Raw genomic sequence first — 17758 nt, 5'->3', positions numbered from 1 at the left:
CAGCGAGAAAGACAATAGTGTCATGGAGATAATCGTGGTTTATAAGGAGCTTCGTAATGACAAGTGAAAGTAACCGGCACATTGAAGTAAATCCACAAGAGCATTTGAATGAGATTCGGCGCCTGTTAGCGAAGGCCAAGCGTAGTTCATCAAAGTCTATGGAAGAGATGAGGGCTCTGGAGCGTGAGTTTCAGATCAATGTTGAAAAAATAAAATACGAACTGGGCAAAGAGATAATTGAACAGGCTAACGCGCCGATCAATAGGGCTGTTAGCGTTCTTAGTTATGTTTTAGCAGCGGTCGTTATCGTTGGTGGTGCGTTCGCCTGGATTACAACCAATAATCTTAAATCCACATTGCAGACCTTGATGACGCAAAGAATCGAGGGTTGGCTTTCATTGAACAATGACAGTTCGGAAGCCAGTAAAACACTTGATACTTATCGGACACGCGCTTTACTTGACTCCTATATGATCCAACTTGCCCGGCGTAAAGCTCAGAGTGACATTATGGCGAGACTGGATTTCAAGGCTGGCGACGAAAAACGGCTCTTGTCAATTGTCCAGTCAACGTCATCGGATCGTCAGGACTTCTACGACGCTTTACGTTTACTCGCCCTCGCAGACGGTGAATGGGGGATTATAGCTGGAGAGAATGGTTTGGGGCGGCAGCTCGTTGGGCTACTTAAAGACCCACAGTACGATGCAACGAGAAAGCTTGAAATACTTCAGATTCTTTCTCGCGATCGTAATTTGCTCGAGGTTGAGGCTGACTATATACAGGACGAGTCCGCACCTGAGTCGTTTCGCTATCAGTCTTACCTGAATCTTAAGGGGTATGATAAAAACTCAGTCCCAAATCAGCTTGCTTTAAAGTATGCGACTGCGCTGATCAGGGGTTCCAAAAGTACCTACAAGGTGCAGGATGCCTTGGAGTTCATCGCTTCTGTTGATCCGGACAATGCTGATTTAACGGCATTTCTTGGAAACATGAGCGAGCGTCAGCGTGAGGTCAGGATGGGTTATCGCCTGGCGGTTGCCAAAGGCCTCATCTCTCAACTTCCATCTCCAAGTTTTTCCGGCTATGAGGCGTTTGAAGAGAGCGAGCCAGTGGATAGGGGTTTGATACGCTCCAAAGTGGCAGAACTTATGTCGGAGTTACTGGATGATGGCCTGGTGCTAGGAGTCGACGAAAATTTTTCTGGCAAACCTCACCTCGAGATTCGCTATACGCAAGCGTCTGGCGTCGCATTATCAACGGTATTTCCGTTGGATCGCCTGCTTCAAGACGAACTGCTTATTCAGGAAATTTACAAGCGTCAATACACTAAAGGCTTAGATCGTTTTGCTCGATTTTTTTCAACGTTGGATAGAGGTGAAGTTGTAACTCAGGCAAAACTAACTGTGTCCGCAGAACAGCTTGGTGTGGGGCGCGATACATCACTGCCGAAAGCCATCATAGGCCGACTGGAGTTTGCCAAAGATGGAACATTAAAGTTCGCATGGAGAGACAGTTTGGGTGATTGGCAAACCAATGCTATTGAAACGCTGATCGATGCAACCGTCAGTTTAACGGTCGATAAAAACTACATCTCGTACCGTGATACGAGCCTGACAGACTGGATTTTCTAGCTGGGGAGATTCGGAGACAGATCAAGACACTAGACGTACAGGCCGATAACAGCTACTCACTCCCTCAACCCTTCAACGACATCGGCCTGTTCCCGCCCGGAGGCAAACCAAACAGCTTCCGCACCCCATTAAGAAACGCCCCATAAGGCCGCCCCAGAACCAGCATCATCACCGCCGCACCCAGCGTGCCGCGTACCAGTCCTTCACCCGATGCACCACTGAAGGCAATGATCGCTGCATAGATCGGCACCTGAAAACTGACCAGAGCAATACTGTCCCAGAGCAACCTCGACACCCGACCCTGACCGGCGCGCGTCATCACCCAATCGCGCCAGACACCGTAAGGTCGCGCGACTGGAATCATCAGCACCGCGCCCAGCAGGCGCGCCTGGAGAACCTGATCCCAGGTCATGTCGGCAATGAAACGTTCATTGATGATCCCGGTGGTGGTGAAAAACAGGATCAGCGCTGTGGTGTCTGCGATAAATGCAGTCCGACGCGTTGGCTGTTGCAGGCGTTGCGGCACCTCAATTCTCCTTTCATGGCTTCAGCTTTCTTCAGTTAAACGCCGGCGCTTCATCGTGATGTGACAGCGGCTGCACCGCGAGGTGCGGAGATTCGCCGAAGTACTCGATCAGCAGTTCGGTGAGCACGCGGATCTTGCGCGCGGGATGCGGGCCTGGCGCGCGGAGGAGGTAGGCTCCGGCAGGGGGCGGTGGATGGTTGGTCATGATCGGCACGAGTGCACCCGTGGCGATGTGCTCGTGGGTGAGGCAATCGGGCAAGTAGGCGACGCCGAGACCGGCAACTGCGGCCGCAGCGAGCGCAGTGCCATTGTCAGCCTTGAAGCGTCCTTGCGGGCGAACCGTGATGACCTTGTCAGCCACCATGAATTGCCAGGCTTCGGTGCCTTGCATGAGAGCCTGATGGGCTTGCAGTTCGTCCGGGGTTTCGGGGGCGCCGTGGGCTTTGATGTAGTCCGGGCTTGCGACGAGCTTGGTGTAGACCGGGCCGATACGCCTTGCGATCAAGTTGGAGTCCTGCAGATAACCCACGCGAATGGCGCAATCGTAGCCCTCGGTAATCAGGTCAACGAAGCGATCGCTGTAGCAGGTTTGCATGTGCAACTGAGGGTGACGGCGAGCCATTTCCGCCAGCACCGGGGCGAAGTGCGTCGGCCCGAACGACAATGGCACTGCTACTCGCAGGCGGCCACGCAGGGCGCCAGCGGGCAGGATGGTTTCCCTGGCGATATCGATTTCGCTGCAGACTTTGGCGGCGTAATCGCGGAACGTCGCGCCGGCCTCGGTGAGCGATGCGCCGCGCGTCGAGCGTGCCAGCAGTTGCACGCCCAGTTCTGCTTCAAGCCGGGCCAACCGGCGGCTGACGATTGATTTCGAGACCCCGAGCCGCAATGCCGCTTGTGAAATACCCCCGGCATCGGCCACTTCCACGAAGGTTTGCAGTTCTTCGATATCCATTTTCGCGTTCCCCTTGGCGCGACACAGTTCGCCTCGGGATGCTACTACTGCCGCGAATAGGGGAACAGCACAATGGGTTTTCCAGGCACGGCGTCACTCGCGTGCGTTCTGGAATCACAAACCGCACGGGCTCCGGCCGATTCACCCACGTGCGTTACCCAGACAAAAGGACCTGCAAATGGCAAGCGAAGCAATCCGCAACCCCCACACCGATCAACTGCTGACGCCCGAGAATTCAGCATTGATCGTCATCGACTATCAACCGGTTCAGGTGTCTTCGATCCGCTCGATGCCACGGGATGAACTGGTCTTCAACATCACCAGCGTTGCGAAGGCGGCGGTCAACTACAACCTGCCGATCATCCACTCGACCGTGAATGTCGCGACCGGGCGCAACAAACCGCCGATTCAAGAGTTGCAGGCGGTGCTCGGCCATCTGCCCACCTATGACCGCACGTCGATCAACAGTTGGGAGGACACCGAGTTCAAGCAGGCAGTCAAAGCGCTCGGGCGCAAGAAACTGATCATGACCGCGCTGTGGACTGAAGCCTGTCTGACCTTCCCGGTGCTCGACGCGATCCAGGAAGGCTATGAGGTTTATGTGCCGATCGATGCGGTAGGCGGCACGTCGCTGGCCGCGCACGAGGCGGCGTTGCGCAGAATGGAACAGGCAGGTGCGAAGCTGATCAGCCGGGTGCAGATGTACTGCGAACTGCAGCGCGACTGGGCGCGAGAGGTGACCGTGCCGGGCTTTATGGGCGTGTTCGAAAACTTCGACGGATTCAATGCTGAAAAGGCGCTTCAGGAGGCTGGCAACAAGGCCTGAGTAACGGGCCGTTGTTAAAGGTGGCGCTGGCAATCGCCGGCGCTGCCTTCATTTGGCCTGTTTCGAACGCCTGAAAATAATCTGAACCGCTGTAGGACCTGCTCGCCTAATGATTAGCTTGTGGTAAATCGCACAGGCGATGTGCCAATTCCGGCACACTCCGAGAGGTGGTCAACGTGGCTAAAGACGAAAAGAAAAGCAAAGACAAAGCTGACGCTTCGAAAGCCAGCAAGGATTTGAAGGACAAAAAGTCGTCACCTGCGAAGAAATCAGCAGCGGCTTCGGCGCTTTCAAAGTCCTCCGACAAGGACAAGAAAGACAAGAAGAAAGACGCCGAGCCGAAGAAATCTGCCAAGAAAGCCGATAGCAAGCCTGAGAAGGCCAAGGATTCGAAGAAGGCTGACAAGCCGGCTAAAAAGAAAAAGTGATCTTGAAGACAATAAAAAACCCGGCATTCGAACCGGGTTTTTTATCGCCTGTAATCGGAAAGTCAGAGCGCCGCTTTCACCTGCAAGCCAAACACCAATGCATTGTCGATGTCCTGCCCGGAGAACGCGCCCGGCTCGATGATGTACTGCACATTCGGGCGCAGGGTCAGCCAAGGCGTTGCCTGATATCCGTAGCCGAGTTCGATCAATTGCTCGGCGCTGTCCAGGTTTGGGAACGCTGTGCCGTTGTTCAATGCGGCGTCCTGCAAAACGTCACGGCTGCGCGGGTTCGGCACGGCGCGGCCATAACCGAGAGCGACGGTGTCACGCGGACGACCTTCGAACGGTTTGTACAGCACCACGCCGGTGCCGTACCACTTGCTGAACGGCGAAGCCGCTTCACTGGCGGCCGAGTACTGACCGAAAGCGTGCAGGCTGCGGCCTTCGGACGTTGGCGAGCTCCAGACCGCCTGATCGACCAGCAGGTAATGACCGCCACGACCGGACACTTCGTCGTCGCTGCCAATGCGTTTTACATCAGAGCTGTCGTAGTAGTAACCGAGCTTGTATTCGCCAGGCAGATCACCCGCGTGCTTGTACACCAACTCGATCGGCACCACGGTGCCGGTGGTGTGTTTTGGCCCAAGGTGCCAGGCGCGACTGGAGTTGCCGTTACTTTCCGGATCGACGTTGAACGCGGCCACGCGCAGTTGCCACGAGGACGACAGGTCGTATTTCACCCGCACACCGAGGTGGGCGTTGGGGTAGTTGGTCCAGCCGCTACCGCCGGACATGTTCAGCGGATGGCCGCAGAAACCGGCGTTCATGAAGTTGCACAGAATGCCGCTGTCGAGGCCACCGAGGTCGTTGCCCATGGCCATGTAACCGAGCTTCACGTTGAGCGCCGGGGTAAACAGGCTGCGCTCGTAGCTCAATTCGGTGAGGCGCGTGTACAGGCCGCCGTAGTTTTCCTGAATCGGCAGACGGTTGCCGACGAGGTCTTCCGAAGCGCTGTTGCCGCGACGGTCGTTGATGGTCAGCTGGACCTTGCCGGCATTGTCGACGCCATACAACCTGCTCAAATCGAACTGCACGCCGAGCTTGATGTTCTGCGAGTAGCGCGCCGAGCGGTGTAGGCCGCCATCGGCGTTGTATGCCATTTCACCGCTGTAATCGCCGGTGAACTTGATGCCTTGTTCATCCATCTGGTGACGCAAGCCACCCCAGTCACCGGTGAGCGTGCTGCGGGTCAACAGATCGGAATCGTTGTCGGCCAGCGCGGGGAGGGTAGTGGTGCACGCGACGCCCAGCAACAGGCCTTTGAACAGGTCGGAACGGGAAAAACGAACAGCCGATAGCATGTAAATCTTCCTGCAGAAAACTTGAGCAATAGGGGGGAAAGCAGCGCGGCACCCGAAGGTGCCGCGCTCAAAGCAAGCGTCCGCGTTTAACGTGGACACCGTGATCTATGGCAGGGCGTAAGCCATCACGTAGTCGCCGCGATCGGTCGACTGACGCGCACCACCGGCGGTGATGACGATGTATTGCTTGCCGGTTTTCGGCGAAACATAGGTCATCGGGCCGCCCTGACTGCCGACCGGCAGACGTGCTTTCCAGACTTCTTCACCGTTGCCGCTGTTGAACGCACGCAGGTAGAAGTCCTGAGTGCCGGCGATGAAGATCAAACCACCTTGGGTCGACAGTGTGCCGCCGAGGGTTGGCAGACCGATCTTGATCGGCAGGTGCATGCGGATGCCCAGTGGACCGGTGTCTTCAACAGTGCCGACCGGAACCTGCCAAGCAACTTTCTGGGTCTTCATGTCAATGGCAGTCAGCGTGCCGAACGGCGGCGCCTGGCAAGGAATGCCGGCTACCGACAGGAAGCGGTTTTTGTTCACGGCGTAAGGCGTGCCTTTCAGCGGTACGGCGCCCATGCCGGTGTTCAGTGCTTCGCCACCGCCAGCGGCCTGGCCTTTGTTTTGCGACGGGATCATCTGAATCCACAGACCCAGACGCATGTCGTTAACGAAGATGAAACCGTGCACCGGGTCAGTGGAAATGCTGCCCCAGTTCATGCCACCCAGCGAACCCGGGAAGCTCAGCGATTTATCGGTGCCTGGTGCGGTGTACAGACCGTCGTAACGCATGCCTTTGAAGTCGATGCGGCAGAGCAACTGATCGTACGGAGTGGCGCCCCACATGTCCGATTCGGTCAGGTGCTGAGCACCGATTTCTGGCATGCCTACCGATTTCGGCTGAGTAGGCGAGTACGGTTCGTTCGGGATGTTCGCCGCTTTGACCGGCACTTCTTTCACGTCGGTCAGCGGTTTGCCGGTTGCACGGTCGAGCACGTAAATCTGCCCGGCCTTGGTGCCGATGACCAGCGCCGGAACGGTTTTGCCGTCTTTGGTGAAGTCGATCAGGCTCGGCTGCATCGGCAGGTCGAAGTCCCAGAGATCGTTGTGCACGGTCTGGAATACCCAGCGTTCAGCGCCAGTCGTGGCGTCCAGCGCGAGGATCGAAGCGCCGTAGGTGTGATCGAGTTTGCTGCGCTCGACACCATAGATGTCGGTCGACGAACTGCCCATCGGCAGGAAAACGGTGTTGGTTGCCGGGTCGTAGGACATCGGCGCCCAGCTGTTCGGCGTGCTGCGCACATAAGTGCTGCCGTCGGCCGGAGCCTTTTTATCTTGCGGGTTGCCCGGGTCGAACGCCCAACGCATGGCGCCGGTCATCACGTCGAAACCACGGATCACGCCGCCGGGCATGTCGGTTTGCACGTTGTCAGCTACGCGACCGCCAACTACCACAGTGGTACCGGCCATCAGCGGCGCGGACGACAGCTGATAGTAGCTGTCCGGGACATCACCCAGGCCAGCCTTCAGATCTACCTGACCGTTGTTGCCGAAACCCTGGCAGAACTCGCCAGTGTCAGCATCGACCGCGATCAAACGGGCATCGATGGTGTTGGTCAGCAGACGACGCTGGCAGTTGGCGGCCGGCGCAGGCTTGGCTTCGATGATCGACGAGTTGCTCGGCTGAGCAATCGCTTTGGTGGCGTCGAAATAGGCCATGCCACGGCAGCGCTGCCAGACTTTCGACTGGGCGTTGATCGCGTTCTTCCACAGCTCTTTACCGGTGTCGGCATCGAGGGCGATCAGGTTGTTGTGCGGGGTGCAGATGAACACCTTGTTGCCAACCTGCAGCGGAGTGAGCTGGTCTTCAGCACCGTTGCCATCGCTCTCGGCGACGTCACCGGTGTGGTAGGTCCACGCGACTTTCAGCTTGTCGACGTTGCTGCGGTTGATCTGGTCCAGCGCAGCGAAGCGGCTACCGCCTTCGGTATTACCGTAGTGCGCCCAGTCCTTTTGCGCCTTGTCCGGCTCGACCGGAGTCAGGCCCGGGCCAGTGCCGGTTGCCGCCACGGTTGGATGGGCGACAAACATATTGCCGGCCGCTACAACCACGCCGACCGCCAGCACCGCAGCCACAGCGTAAGCGCCGCGACCGGCAACACCACCGTTGGCACGCTTGAGCAGCGGATAGACCAGCGCCACGACCAAGCCGATCACACTGAACATGAACAGGCGCGAGAACACCGGCCAGAACACCAGCCCGGCATCGCTCACCGCCCAGATCGCAGTTCCGACCAGGAACGCGGCAAACAGCCACGCGCCGGCAGGCTTGAAGCGCGCGATCAGCAGACCGGAAACGGCCATGACCAAGCCACCCACCAGGAAGTACCACGAGCCTCCCAGGCTGACCAACTTCACGCCGCCCGCAGCCAGCGCCAAGCCGAGCAGGGCGATGACGACGCCCAGCCCGATCAGAATGAATTTTGATATGCCCGAGAGGCGTTGACTCTGCTTCACGTTGAGTGTCCCGTTGAAATGAGGCGCGCATTATATAGTTAGGTAACTACCTAGTTAAATCACAAATTTCAACGTGAAGCGTAGTTCGAGGTTTCGGCTCGCGCCTGCAGAGGACTCAGATGTGGAAATGTCTGTCGAAATGCGCACAAGAATCGATGTTCTGTCAGATTGATTGTGATTTGTGACAGATATCGGATGCCGCGCCCTCAGGCGTAATTCATTTGCGTGGGGTTGTAAATGCGACGAATAACCGCCAGGTAGCCCGACCCAGAGCGGTCAATGGATGCGCTGAGCTATATGGATATGCTTTTTTAATCTTGGAATTCGCCACGATTTACCGCTCAACTTGCGCCTTTTTGATAGGTGGCTATTTATGTCCGAGCGATGTGAGGTGGTGGTTCTGGGCTTGGGAGCGATGGGCGCAGCAACGGTTTATCAGCTGGCGAAAGCGGGGGTGAACGTTGTCGGTATTGATCGTCATCACCCGCCGCACAACCTCGGTTCCAGCCATGGCGATACTCGAATCACCCGGCTTTCGGTCGGCGAGGGCGCGCAATATGTGCCGATCGTGCGCAATTCTCATCGCATCTGGCGTGAGCTGGAGGCCCTGACCGGCGAGTCTTTGTTCGAGCAGTCGGGTTTGCTGGTGCTGACGTCGAGCGCCGAATTCGATCCTGAAGATCAGACCGACTTCACCCTGCGCACCATCGGCCTGGCGCAAACCTACGGCATCGAGCACGAAGTCCTGTCCGCCGAACAGATTCGCCAGCGCTTCCCGCAATTCGCCAACGTGCACGACTCGGCCATCGGCTATTTCGAACCGGGTGGCGGCTTCGTGCGCCCGGAGCGCTGCATCGATGTGCAGCTCAAACTGGCCGAGCAACACGGTGCGACGCTTTATAAAGGCGAGACCGTTACGGCGATCAGCTCAAACGAAGCAGGGGTCACGGTCTCGACCAACCAGCGCACGCTACGCGCCGACAAACTGGTGATCAGCGCAGGCAACTGGAACGACGAATGGCTCGGTGAGCCGTATGAGAATTTGCTCAGCGTTTACCGACAAAAGCTGTTCTGGTTCGAGCTGGAAGAGAACGCCGGACTGGTCGGCCACTCACCGACGTTCATCTTCACCCACGGTCGCGGCGACGACAAAATCAACTATGGCTTTCCCGCGCTACCCGGCGAAAGCAGCATGAAAATCGCCACCGCGCAGTACCACACCTCAACGTCCGCGCAGGCCATTGACCGTACGGTGTCAGCGGCCGAAGCGCAGGACATGTACGAGCACCAGGTACACGATCGCATCGCCGGCGTGACCTCGACAGTGCTCAAGTCAGCGGTCTGCGCCTACACCGTGACGCCAGACCGGCATTTCATCATCGACGAACATCCGTCGCTGCAACACACCCTGTTCGTCTCGGCCTGTTCCGGGCACGGTTTCAAGCATTCCGCAGCGCTCGGCGAAGCATTTGCCCAGTGGTGCATGCGCGGCTCGAGCGATCTGGATCTGTCCTCTTTCTCCCTAAAACGCTTCGAAGGAAAACTATCGTGAAACGCTTCGCGCTCTCCGTAGCACTGCTGGTCGCCGCCATGGGCAATGCCTATGCCGAAACCCTGAAAATCGCCGTGGTGCCTGTGCCCCACGCCGAGATCCTCGAGTTCTTGAAGCCGGAGCTGGCCAAGGAAGGGGTGACGCTGGATGTCAAAGTCTTCTCTGACTACATCCAGCCCGACCGGCAGACGGATGAAGGCTTGCTTGACGCCAATTACTTCCAGAGCAAACCGTATTACGAGGCTTACAAGAAAGATCGGCCGAGCAGCGATCAAGTGCCGATCGTCGCCGTGCACATCGAACCGTTCGGTGCCTACTCGAAGAAGATCAAAAACATCAGCGAACTCAAGGACGGCGCGACCATTGCCATTCCCAACGACCCGACCAACTCCGGTCGGGCGCTGCTGCTGATCGCCAAACAAGGCCTGATCACCCTGAAGGATCCTGACAACATCATGGCCACGCGCCTGGATATCGTCAGCAATCCCAAGCATCTGAAGTTCCAGGAGCTCGAAGCGGCTATGCTGCCGCGGGTGTTGAATCAGGTCGACATGGCGTTGATCAACGCCAACTACGCGCTGGAAGCCAAACTGGTGCCGCACAAAGACGCGCTGTTTATCGAAAGTTCGGAATCGCCGTACGCCAATTATCTGTACGTGCGTCGCGACAAGGCCAACGCGCCGGCGGTGCAGAAACTCGGCGCATTGCTTAACTCACCGCAAGTGAAGCAGTTCATTCTTGAGCGTTATCACGGTGATGTGGTGCCGGCGTTCTGACGCCGTCGGGAGCCGCCAGAAATGCTGACGGCTCCCGACATCCTCAAGCGATCTCTTCAAACCTGCGCACATCGCCCAAGGAATCACGCTGCATCGACTGCAGGTTTTTTTCGATGGTTTCGCACAGGGCTTCCATCTGAATCTGATGTTCGCTGTGGCGAAAAGGGCTTTGCAGATCGGTGCCGATGCGTTCGATGGCCAGCAGCATAAAACCCACCACGGTCGAGGCCAGCGGTGTGAACCAGCCCAACGATTCCACCAGACCGACCGGGACGATCAGGCAGAACAGCGAAATAAACAGCCGTGGAAAATACACATAAGGGTAGGGCAGCGGTGTATTGGCAATCCGCTCCATGCCACCCTGGCTGTTGGACAGGTCCACCAGCGTCGATTCCAGCCGCGCCAGGCGAATGCTGTCCAGGCGCCCGGCCTTGTATTCCCGAGCGAGCAAAGTCGCGGAACCGGTGAGGATGTCATTGGCAAAGTTGTTGGTGGTGCCGCTGCGGGCAAACTCATCGGCGGGAATAAACGCGCGGACTTCCTCAGGGCAAGGCTGCCCTTGCAGATGCGCCGCGAGGCAGTTCACATAGGCGACGTGGCGGCGCAACAGGGTCGACTTGACCGGATTGACCTCGCCATCGGGATCATCCAGCAGCGTCAGCACCTGGCGGGCGAAGCTGCGTGAATTGTTGATCATCGACCCCCACAACGTGCGTGCTTCCCACCAACGGTTGTAAGCGCTGCTGTTGCGGAAACTGATCAGCACGATCAATGCCGAACCCAATAACGTCAGGGGCATCAATGGCAGATTCAGTTTGGCGTTGAGGAACAGCATGAAGTCGACGGTGACGGCGATGTCCCAGAGCAGCAGCCAGAACAACGCCCAGCCGACATAGCCCAGGGTCTTGATGATCAAACGGTATTTTCTGACGATGGCAGCTTTCAAACGGAAACCTCGTGGCGAGCGGTAAGCGTTAACGCCTTAGCTCGGACGCTGTTTTCGGGGGAAAGGTTCGGTCAATAGTCTGGCAATCGGCGTCTCGACTAGTCCGGGGTGATCATCGCTAAAGGCGTTAAACCTTACGTTCTCGCTACGCCCGGCACATCCATATTGATCTTGCGCCAGAAAGCTTCCGACAAACTGTAGACCGAGAAGGCAATCAGCCCCAAAGCCATCACCATCAAAATCAGCCAGCCAGCGGGCAGATTCTGCAGCGCATCGAGCGCTTCCTTCATTCCAGGTGGATCCATGGCTTGATAGGTGGAACCGCTGACCGCCAGCAGCAATGCAATCTCGATAAACACCACTCCGCGCGCGATCAGACCAAACCGGGAGACCGGGCGGACGTAGCGCATGACGTCCTCGTCGGCCTCGAAATACTTCTCGAACGACGCTTTCCAGCCCTTGAAGATGTGAGCAATGCCCACCCCAAGCGGAATGAGGGCGATCAGGTACATCAGCCAGTTCGAGTGTTCCCAGGACAGCAGATGCGCCAGCCAGTCTTTGGTTTGTCCTGCGGAATTGCCCGAGCTTTTAATCCCGCTGATGAGCAGGCCCAATGCGAAGAACGCCAGAGCACCGTTGACCAAGCCTCCGACAAACAGCCCTGTGCGAATCACCAGACCTTTGAGTTGTTTGCCGTGATGATCGACATCGCGCGTGGCCTGCAGGACACGCCAGGCGGCGAATGCCAGCAGTCCCGCCACGACAAGTCCCACCAGAAAATAGCCGAATGGCTGGCTTAGCAACGCCTCCAGACTCTTGTGGCTGTCCTTTGGTTTGGTCGAGTCATGAGCTGCGAGCAACGCGAAGATACCGATGATCAAATACAGCATTCCCCGGGCGGCGTAGCCTCCCCGAGCGAGGATGACAAGGTTGTGTTGCGCGGACATGGGACGTATTCCTGAGAGGTCATAGGAGAGCAGACCCTTCTTGCCGGGAGGGGTTCTATGAGCCGTCAAAACACTGCAGGGGCTTAGAGATCGAGAACGTCCTGCGAGCCCTGCTCAAGTCATACTCGCTGCCTCCAGAATCGGGCCTGCACAGTGACTTCCGTCTGTCGTAGGACTTGAACCATAAGGGGCGGATTGCGTCTTAACTTTCGCGAAATCAACCCTATGGAAGCAATCATGCTTTTGAAGAATAAGAGTCTCCTTGCTGTCATGTCCTGCGCCATGATGCTTGCAGCCGCCCCATTACTCCCTGCTGACATCTCTGTCATGAACTCTGCCTACGCGAAGGACGGTGGTGGTGGTGGTGGTGGTGGTGGTGGTGGTGGTGGTGGTGGTGGTGGTGGTGGTGGTGGTGGTGGTGGTGGTGGTGGTGGTGGTGGTGGTGGCAATGGCGGCGGTGGTGGCAACGGCGGCGGCAATGGTGGTGGTAACGGCGGTGGCCACGGCGGCGGTACGGGCGGCGGTCATGGCGGCTCAGATCACGGCAGTGCCAATAGCAATGGGCGTGGCGATGGGCTCAGTAGTGATCATGCCGGCAAAGCCGTACGCGACCATGGCGAAAGCGGGAACCACTATGGCAGTGATCGCAATGGTGACAGCGGTCACGGCTCAACGACTTCAGGCGTCGCCCATTCCAAAGATACGCGCGGCGTGACCAAAGCGACTGCCATCTCCGACACGACACCAGGGGATCACAATTCGAAAGGGTTGAGCAAAGCTGGAGCGTCGACAGCAAAGAAATCACACTGATCCGCTATTTCTCTGCAACACCCACTGTAAATAAAGAGGGCGTCTGAAAAGGCGCCCTTTTTTATGCATTCGCACAAAGGTCGCTTGTGGAATCAATTCCTCCACGCCGGATAATGAACACTGGGACAACCCTGGCTCCCGTGCGAATTGCCCGGTCGTTGGCCCAGAAATGGAATCAGTTGGTCGCCAGGGCTGAGTACCTTGAGTGACTTCTCCAGGACATCGACGCCTTGAGTGAGCAATATCTCAACCGAATTTCATGGACTCATGATCGCAGCCAGTTTCGGATGGTTTTTCGCGTAATACAGCTCTGACTCGGCGTCATCTTCCAGGAAGTGCCATATCTTTTTTGATCGCACGGAATACATGACGATAATCAGAAATACCCCGAGATAAAGCCACATCAAACTGGTTGCGCCGGATCTGGACATGATGGCGCCCGTCATCATGAATGAAACCGAACTTCCTAGCTGACTGATCACTAACGTGGATGCCATTAGTCGTACGCGTACGCCGGATGGGATCGACATGAGCCTCTTGTCCATTCCGACCATCGTAATGCAAGCACTCGCCGCTCCGGCAAAAAACAGGCAAGTACCCAACAGCCAGATTTCGTCGGCTGGTGTCGCTGCACAGAGTGCAAACGTTAACAGTGCCCAGCATCCAAGATACTTGTTGCGCTGATTTTCTTTTTTGCTAATCAGCGGGCTTAAAAAGAACACACCTGCAACGGCTCCACCCGCGAACACCGCATTGAACAAGCCAACGCTACCTTCAGCAAGGCCGTGCGTGTGTATGAGCGCTGGAACCAGCATCGGTACGGTCGCTGTGACGGCCAGACTCAGTAGTAATCCGGAAAAGGTCAAAAACTGTTCTGGCGGTAAAACGCATTTGAGTTTAAGCCCCAACAGCATGTCATTAACAAGATCGGTTGAGGATTTTCGGGGTTGCAGGGCAGGGGCTGCGCTGACCGGTAACGCCATGCCTAAAACCACGATGACCAATCCCAAGATCGACACGAATAGCAGCGAGATTTCCAGTGAAGAAACCGTAATCACAATACCCGCCAACAAAGGCCCCGCAACCCGGCCGACAGTAACAACGATGCGCCGGACGCGAAATGCAGCCTGCGCACGATGTTTATCAAGGGTTTCCGCAGGATAGATGCCCAAAAGAGGCTGGATCATTCCAAATGCTGATGCAGCGATCACATCGATCAGTATCAGCGCATCAAGCGAATACCAGTTTGTGGCAAAAAAGTATCGCAAGACACTCGCAATCAATAGCGCAAAACAGCCGACCTTAAGCGCCGTACTGCGGCGCATCGATTCAGCCCGCGGCGCCAGGCACAACATTGAAATGATCGCCGCGAGCGCGAGCGCTGTTTCGTATGCCGCCAGCTCCAGCAGACTTCCTCGCTGCACGATAATCAGCGGTAGCGTCGTATTCCAGCAGCCGAGGTAGATCCAAAGTAACAAGTCCAGGCAAAGATACTTTCGAAATGTACTCAAAGGGTGACTTCCTTGTTCCGCACCTTGTGTTTGGGATGTCATTCGCACGCGCCGAATTATCCGCAATACAACTGCGCAAATATCAGCTTATACCTGCGCTGACATCCGATGATTCTCCAGCAAGAAGTCCACGAACAAGCGCACCCGCGCCGGCATCGCCGCGCCACCGACGAACACCGCATGAATCGGTTCCTGATCCCCCGGGTTCCAGTCTTGCAACAGCGCAATCAGGTCGCCACGCTGCAGATCCTCACTCACGCTGAACTCTCCGATACGGGCAATGCCGGCGCCCACTCGCGCGAATTGTGCCAGCGCTTCACCACTGCTGCATTCGATGTTGCCACTGACCTTCAGGGAAAACGCTTTGCCATCGCGGATGAATGGCCAGTTGGGTTCGGCACGCTTGAAATTGAAGCGCAGGCAGTTGTGCTTTAGCAGGTCTTCCGGTTCCTGCGGGACGCCGTGACGCTGCAGATACTCGGGCGATGCCACCACGACCTGGCCGGTGGTGCCGATTCTGCGTGCGGTCAGCGGGCTGTCGGGCAGATGGCCAAAGCGGATCGCGACGTCGGCTTGGCCGCCGAGAATGTCGACCACTTCGTCGCCGAGGCTGAGGTCGACGACGATGTTCGGGTAGCGGGCGCTGAAGTCTGCGACCAACGGAACGATGGCCAGACGGCCATGGCCAAGGGCGGCACTGACCCGCAATCGCCCCTTGGGCACGCCTTGATCGGCGATGGCGTCTTCGACCTCGTCCATGTCGGCGAGGATACGCCGGGCGCCGCGCAGGAACGCTTCGCCCTCGGCCGTGAAGGTGATCGCCCGGGTGGTGCGCAGCAGCAGGCGAGTGCCAAGCCGTTGCTCGGTGCGCGCAATGATCCTGCTGACTGCCGAAGGTGTCAGGCCCAGTGCACGCGCGGCGGCCGACAGGCTGCCTTCCTGCGCCACGATGGTGAACACGCTCATTTCACCTGACCTGCCGTTGAAATCCACTTGTGCCTCCTAAGCAAAGGTGATTGCCAAAAATGCTATCTACCGCCTTAAAAGACGGGATCGTAGCATTGGCGGCATAGATAAGGAGCTCTCCATGCGTATCAATCCACCACTTGTTGCACTTGCCGTCGGTGCCTTCGGCATCGGCGTCACAGAATTCGCCCCCATGGGCATGTTGCCGGGTATTGCTGCGGATCTGGGCGTTTCCATTCCCGCTGCCGGTTTGCTGGTCAGTGCTTATGCGCTGGGCGTATTGCTCGGCGCGCCACTGATGACCCTGACCACCGGCAGGATTCCCCGGCGCTATCTGCTGATCGGGCTTATGGCGATTTTCACCCTGGGTAATCTGATGTCGGCCTTGGCCACCGATTACTACAGTCTCATGGTCGCCAGGGTCGTGACCTCACTGAACCACGGTGCCTTCTTTGGCGTTGGCTCCGTCGTCGCCGCCACCCTGGTCGCCCCGGAGAAACGTGCCGGAGCAGTTGCGGCGATGTTCATGGGCCTGACGCTGGCGACCATCGGCGGTGTGCCGCTGGCCGCCTGGTTTGGCGAACTGTTCGGTTGGCGTACGGCTTTCTGGGGGATTACCGGCCTCGGCGTGGTGACGATGGTCGCGTTGTGGTTCGCCTTGCCCAACGTGCGCGCGCCGCAAAGTGTCGGTGTCATGGCGGAAATTCGAGTATTGGGGCGCGGCCCCGTGCTGGCCGCGCTGGCCCTGACCGTCGTCGGCTCGAGTGCAATGTTTACCGTCTTCACCTACATCGCGCCGATCCTCAGCAGCGAGACCCATGCGTCCACCGCCTTCATCACCGCCATGCTGATGCTTTACGGTGTCGGTTTGACGCTGGGCAACATGTGGGGCGGCAAGGCCGCTGACCGCTCGATAGATCGCACCCTGATCGTCTCGTTGAGCGTGCTGATTCTGGTCTTGTTGGCGTTCACCGTACTGATGCGCTGGCCGCTGCCGGCCGCCGTGGCCATTCTGATCTGGGGTATTGCCAGCTTCGCCCTGGTGCCGCCGCTGCAGATGCGTGTGATGGAAGCGGCGAAGGACGCGCCCAATCTGGCCTCGGCGGTGAACATCGGCGCCTTCAACTTCGGCAATGCGATTGGTGCGGCGCTGGGCGGCGCGGTGATCGGCAGCGGGCTGGGTTATCCGGCGATCTCCCTGGCCGGCGCGGCAATGGCTGGCCTGGGACTGCTGATGGTGTTGGCGTTTGCGTGGCGTTCCAGAACGGTTGAAGCCGCCGTGGTGTAACACGTTCAACAATGCTCGGCGAGTTGTCAGTATTCGAGAGGATGAGTAAGCTGCCCCCATGAATCAGCCATCCCTATCTACCTCCTCGCCGAGCACTCGCGGCCCCGCCGAACACGACATTCGTGACCAGATTGTCGCCGCGGCCAACGAGCATTTCAGCCAATATGGCTACGGTAAAACCACGGTTTCCGACTTGGCCAAAGCCATCGGTTTTTCCAAGGCGTACATCTATAAATTCTTTGATTCCAAGCAGGCGATTGGCGAGGCCATTTGCGCCAACTGTCTGGGGCAAATTGTTGCCGCGGTCGAACAGGCGATAAACGCAGAGTCGGTTTCAGCGACCGAGCGTTTTCGCAGGTTGGTCAAAACCGTTATCGCCACGGGCGTGGACCTGTTCTTCAACGACCGCAAGCTATACGACATCGCGGCGTTTTCCGCCTCGGAGCGCTGGAACAGTGCCCAGGTGTATGAGGCGCAGATCAAGGGTTTTATCCTCGATATCGTGCGCCATGGTCGAGAAGCGGGGGAGTTCGAGCGCAAGACGCCGCTGGACGAGACGGTCGAGGCGATCAATCTGGCGTTGCGACCTTTCGTCAACCCGCTGCTGTTGCAACACAATCTGGATTTGATCGAGCAAGCGCCCATGCTGACAACCAACCTCATCCTGCGCAGCCTCATGCCTTGACCCTTCCCTGAGCAGAATTTTCAGGCGAGTCAATTCAAG

General features: G+C 57.5%; 16 protein-coding genes. 8 read left to right on the top strand and 8 right to left on the bottom strand.

From position 1 onward, the window contains the following. Nucleotides 1-56: 56 nt before the first annotated feature. The gene (locus ACZZ0A_RS11490; RefSeq protein ID WP_463543098.1) at nt 57-1631 is read left to right on the top strand and encodes a hypothetical protein; all 1575 of its coding nucleotides are present in this window, start codon (nt 57-59) and stop codon (nt 1629-1631) included. 64 nt (nt 1632-1695) lie between these two features. On the opposite strand, the gene alaE is transcribed toward ACZZ0A_RS11490, so the two are convergent. After that, nucleotides 1696-2157, bottom strand: coding sequence for an L-alanine exporter AlaE (alaE, locus tag ACZZ0A_RS11485; RefSeq protein WP_463543097.1), 462 nt, complete (start codon nt 2155-2157; stop codon nt 1696-1698). A gap of 31 nt (nt 2158-2188) precedes the next feature. Beyond that, nucleotides 2189-3112 carry a LysR family transcriptional regulator gene (locus ACZZ0A_RS11480; RefSeq protein ID WP_463543096.1) on the bottom strand — a complete coding sequence of 308 codons (924 nt, stop codon included), beginning with the start codon at nt 3110-3112 and terminating at the stop codon, nt 2189-2191. A 178-nt stretch (nt 3113-3290) separates the two neighbouring features. On the opposite strand from ACZZ0A_RS11480, the gene ACZZ0A_RS11475 reads away from it, so the two are divergent. Next, nucleotides 3291-3938 (top strand): hydrolase, encoded by a 648-nt coding sequence (locus tag ACZZ0A_RS11475; protein WP_038361513.1) that lies wholly within the window; start codon nt 3291-3293, stop codon nt 3936-3938. A gap of 176 nt (nt 3939-4114) precedes the next feature. Beyond that, nucleotides 4115-4366, top strand: a complete 252-nt coding sequence (locus tag ACZZ0A_RS11470) for a hypothetical protein (protein WP_007913274.1) — start codon at nt 4115-4117, stop codon at nt 4364-4366. A 62-nt stretch (nt 4367-4428) separates the two neighbouring features. Here ACZZ0A_RS11470 and ACZZ0A_RS11465 read toward each other — a convergent pair whose 3' ends face one another. Together ACZZ0A_RS11465 and ACZZ0A_RS11460 are read right to left on the bottom strand one after the other, a co-directional pair. Continuing rightward, nucleotides 4429-5727, bottom strand: coding sequence for a carbohydrate porin (locus ACZZ0A_RS11465; protein WP_463543095.1), 1299 nt, complete (start codon nt 5725-5727; stop codon nt 4429-4431). Nucleotides 5728-5832: 105 nt separating this feature from the next. Continuing rightward, the gene (locus ACZZ0A_RS11460) at nt 5833-8238 is read right to left on the bottom strand and encodes a glucose/quinate/shikimate family membrane-bound PQQ-dependent dehydrogenase (protein ID WP_463543094.1); all 2406 of its coding nucleotides are present in this window, start codon (nt 8236-8238) and stop codon (nt 5833-5835) included. Nucleotides 8239-8611: 373 nt separating this feature from the next. Between ACZZ0A_RS11460 and solA the strand changes: the two genes are divergently transcribed. Then, the gene (gene solA, locus ACZZ0A_RS11455; RefSeq protein ID WP_463543093.1) at nt 8612-9790 is read left to right on the top strand and encodes an N-methyl-L-tryptophan oxidase; all 1179 of its coding nucleotides are present in this window, start codon (nt 8612-8614) and stop codon (nt 9788-9790) included. A gap of 38 nt (nt 9791-9828) precedes the next feature. Beyond that, nucleotides 9829-10566: a MetQ/NlpA family ABC transporter substrate-binding protein gene (locus ACZZ0A_RS11450; RefSeq protein ID WP_042704999.1), complete on the top strand. Its 738-nt coding sequence runs from the start codon at nt 9829-9831 to the stop codon at nt 10564-10566. Nucleotides 10567-10609: 43 nt separating this feature from the next. Here ACZZ0A_RS11450 and ACZZ0A_RS11445 read toward each other — a convergent pair whose 3' ends face one another. Next, complete coding sequence (locus ACZZ0A_RS11445) at nt 10610-11512, bottom strand: bestrophin family protein (RefSeq protein WP_007913263.1); 903 nt, start codon at nt 11510-11512, stop codon at nt 10610-10612. A 134-nt stretch (nt 11513-11646) separates the two neighbouring features. Further along, nucleotides 11647-12459 carry a DUF1206 domain-containing protein gene (locus ACZZ0A_RS11440; protein ID WP_007913262.1) on the bottom strand — a complete coding sequence of 271 codons (813 nt, stop codon included), beginning with the start codon at nt 12457-12459 and terminating at the stop codon, nt 11647-11649. A gap of 237 nt (nt 12460-12696) precedes the next feature. Between ACZZ0A_RS11440 and ACZZ0A_RS11435 the strand changes: the two genes are divergently transcribed. Continuing rightward, a complete protein-coding gene (locus ACZZ0A_RS11435; RefSeq protein ID WP_463544091.1) occupies nt 12697-13269 on the top strand; it encodes a hypothetical protein in 573 nt (190 codons plus the stop codon). A gap of 257 nt (nt 13270-13526) precedes the next feature. Here the strand turns inward: ACZZ0A_RS11435 and ACZZ0A_RS11430 are convergent, their stop codons facing one another. Beyond that, complete coding sequence (locus ACZZ0A_RS11430) at nt 13527-14780, bottom strand: MFS transporter (RefSeq protein WP_463543092.1); 1254 nt, start codon at nt 14778-14780, stop codon at nt 13527-13529. An 87-nt stretch (nt 14781-14867) separates the two neighbouring features. Further along, entirely contained in the window at nt 14868-15773 is a 906-nt protein-coding gene (locus ACZZ0A_RS11425; RefSeq protein ID WP_463543091.1) for a LysR family transcriptional regulator, read from the bottom strand. Nucleotides 15774-15867: 94 nt separating this feature from the next. Between ACZZ0A_RS11425 and ACZZ0A_RS11420 the strand changes: the two genes are divergently transcribed. Beyond that, nucleotides 15868-17034, top strand: a complete 1167-nt coding sequence (locus ACZZ0A_RS11420) for an MFS transporter (RefSeq protein ID WP_463543090.1) — start codon at nt 15868-15870, stop codon at nt 17032-17034. A 58-nt stretch (nt 17035-17092) separates the two neighbouring features. Further along, on the top strand, nt 17093-17719 hold the full coding sequence (locus ACZZ0A_RS11415; protein ID WP_463543089.1) for a TetR/AcrR family transcriptional regulator: 627 nt from the start codon (nt 17093-17095) through the stop codon (nt 17717-17719). Nucleotides 17720-17758 lie beyond the last annotated feature (39 nt).

It is taken from the genome of Pseudomonas sp. AC242 (genome assembly GCF_979258655.1).
The sequence above is the reverse complement of the archived record's forward strand: the minus strand, read 5'-3'. Positions and strand labels throughout refer to the sequence as shown.

Coding starts and splice junctions, on each gene's coding strand:
- ACZZ0A_RS11490 (WP_463543098.1), top strand. CDS start 57: ATGACAAGTGAAAGTAACCGGCACATTGAAGTAAATCCACAAGAGCAT.
- ACZZ0A_RS11480 (WP_463543096.1), bottom strand. CDS start 3,112: ATGGATATCGAAGAACTGCAAACCTTCGTGGAAGTGGCCGATGCCGGG.
- ACZZ0A_RS11475 (WP_038361513.1), top strand. CDS start 3,291: ATGGCAAGCGAAGCAATCCGCAACCCCCACACCGATCAACTGCTGACG.
- ACZZ0A_RS11465 (WP_463543095.1), bottom strand. CDS start 5,727: ATGCTATCGGCTGTTCGTTTTTCCCGTTCCGACCTGTTCAAAGGCCTG.
- solA (WP_463543093.1), top strand. CDS start 8,612: ATGTCCGAGCGATGTGAGGTGGTGGTTCTGGGCTTGGGAGCGATGGGC.
- ACZZ0A_RS11450 (WP_042704999.1), top strand. CDS start 9,829: ATGGGCAATGCCTATGCCGAAACCCTGAAAATCGCCGTGGTGCCTGTG.
- ACZZ0A_RS11440 (WP_007913262.1), bottom strand. CDS start 12,459: ATGTCCGCGCAACACAACCTTGTCATCCTCGCTCGGGGAGGCTACGCC.
- ACZZ0A_RS11435 (WP_463544091.1), top strand. CDS start 12,697: ATGCTTTTGAAGAATAAGAGTCTCCTTGCTGTCATGTCCTGCGCCATG.
- ACZZ0A_RS11420 (WP_463543090.1), top strand. CDS start 15,868: ATGCGTATCAATCCACCACTTGTTGCACTTGCCGTCGGTGCCTTCGGC.
- ACZZ0A_RS11415 (WP_463543089.1), top strand. CDS start 17,093: ATGAATCAGCCATCCCTATCTACCTCCTCGCCGAGCACTCGCGGCCCC.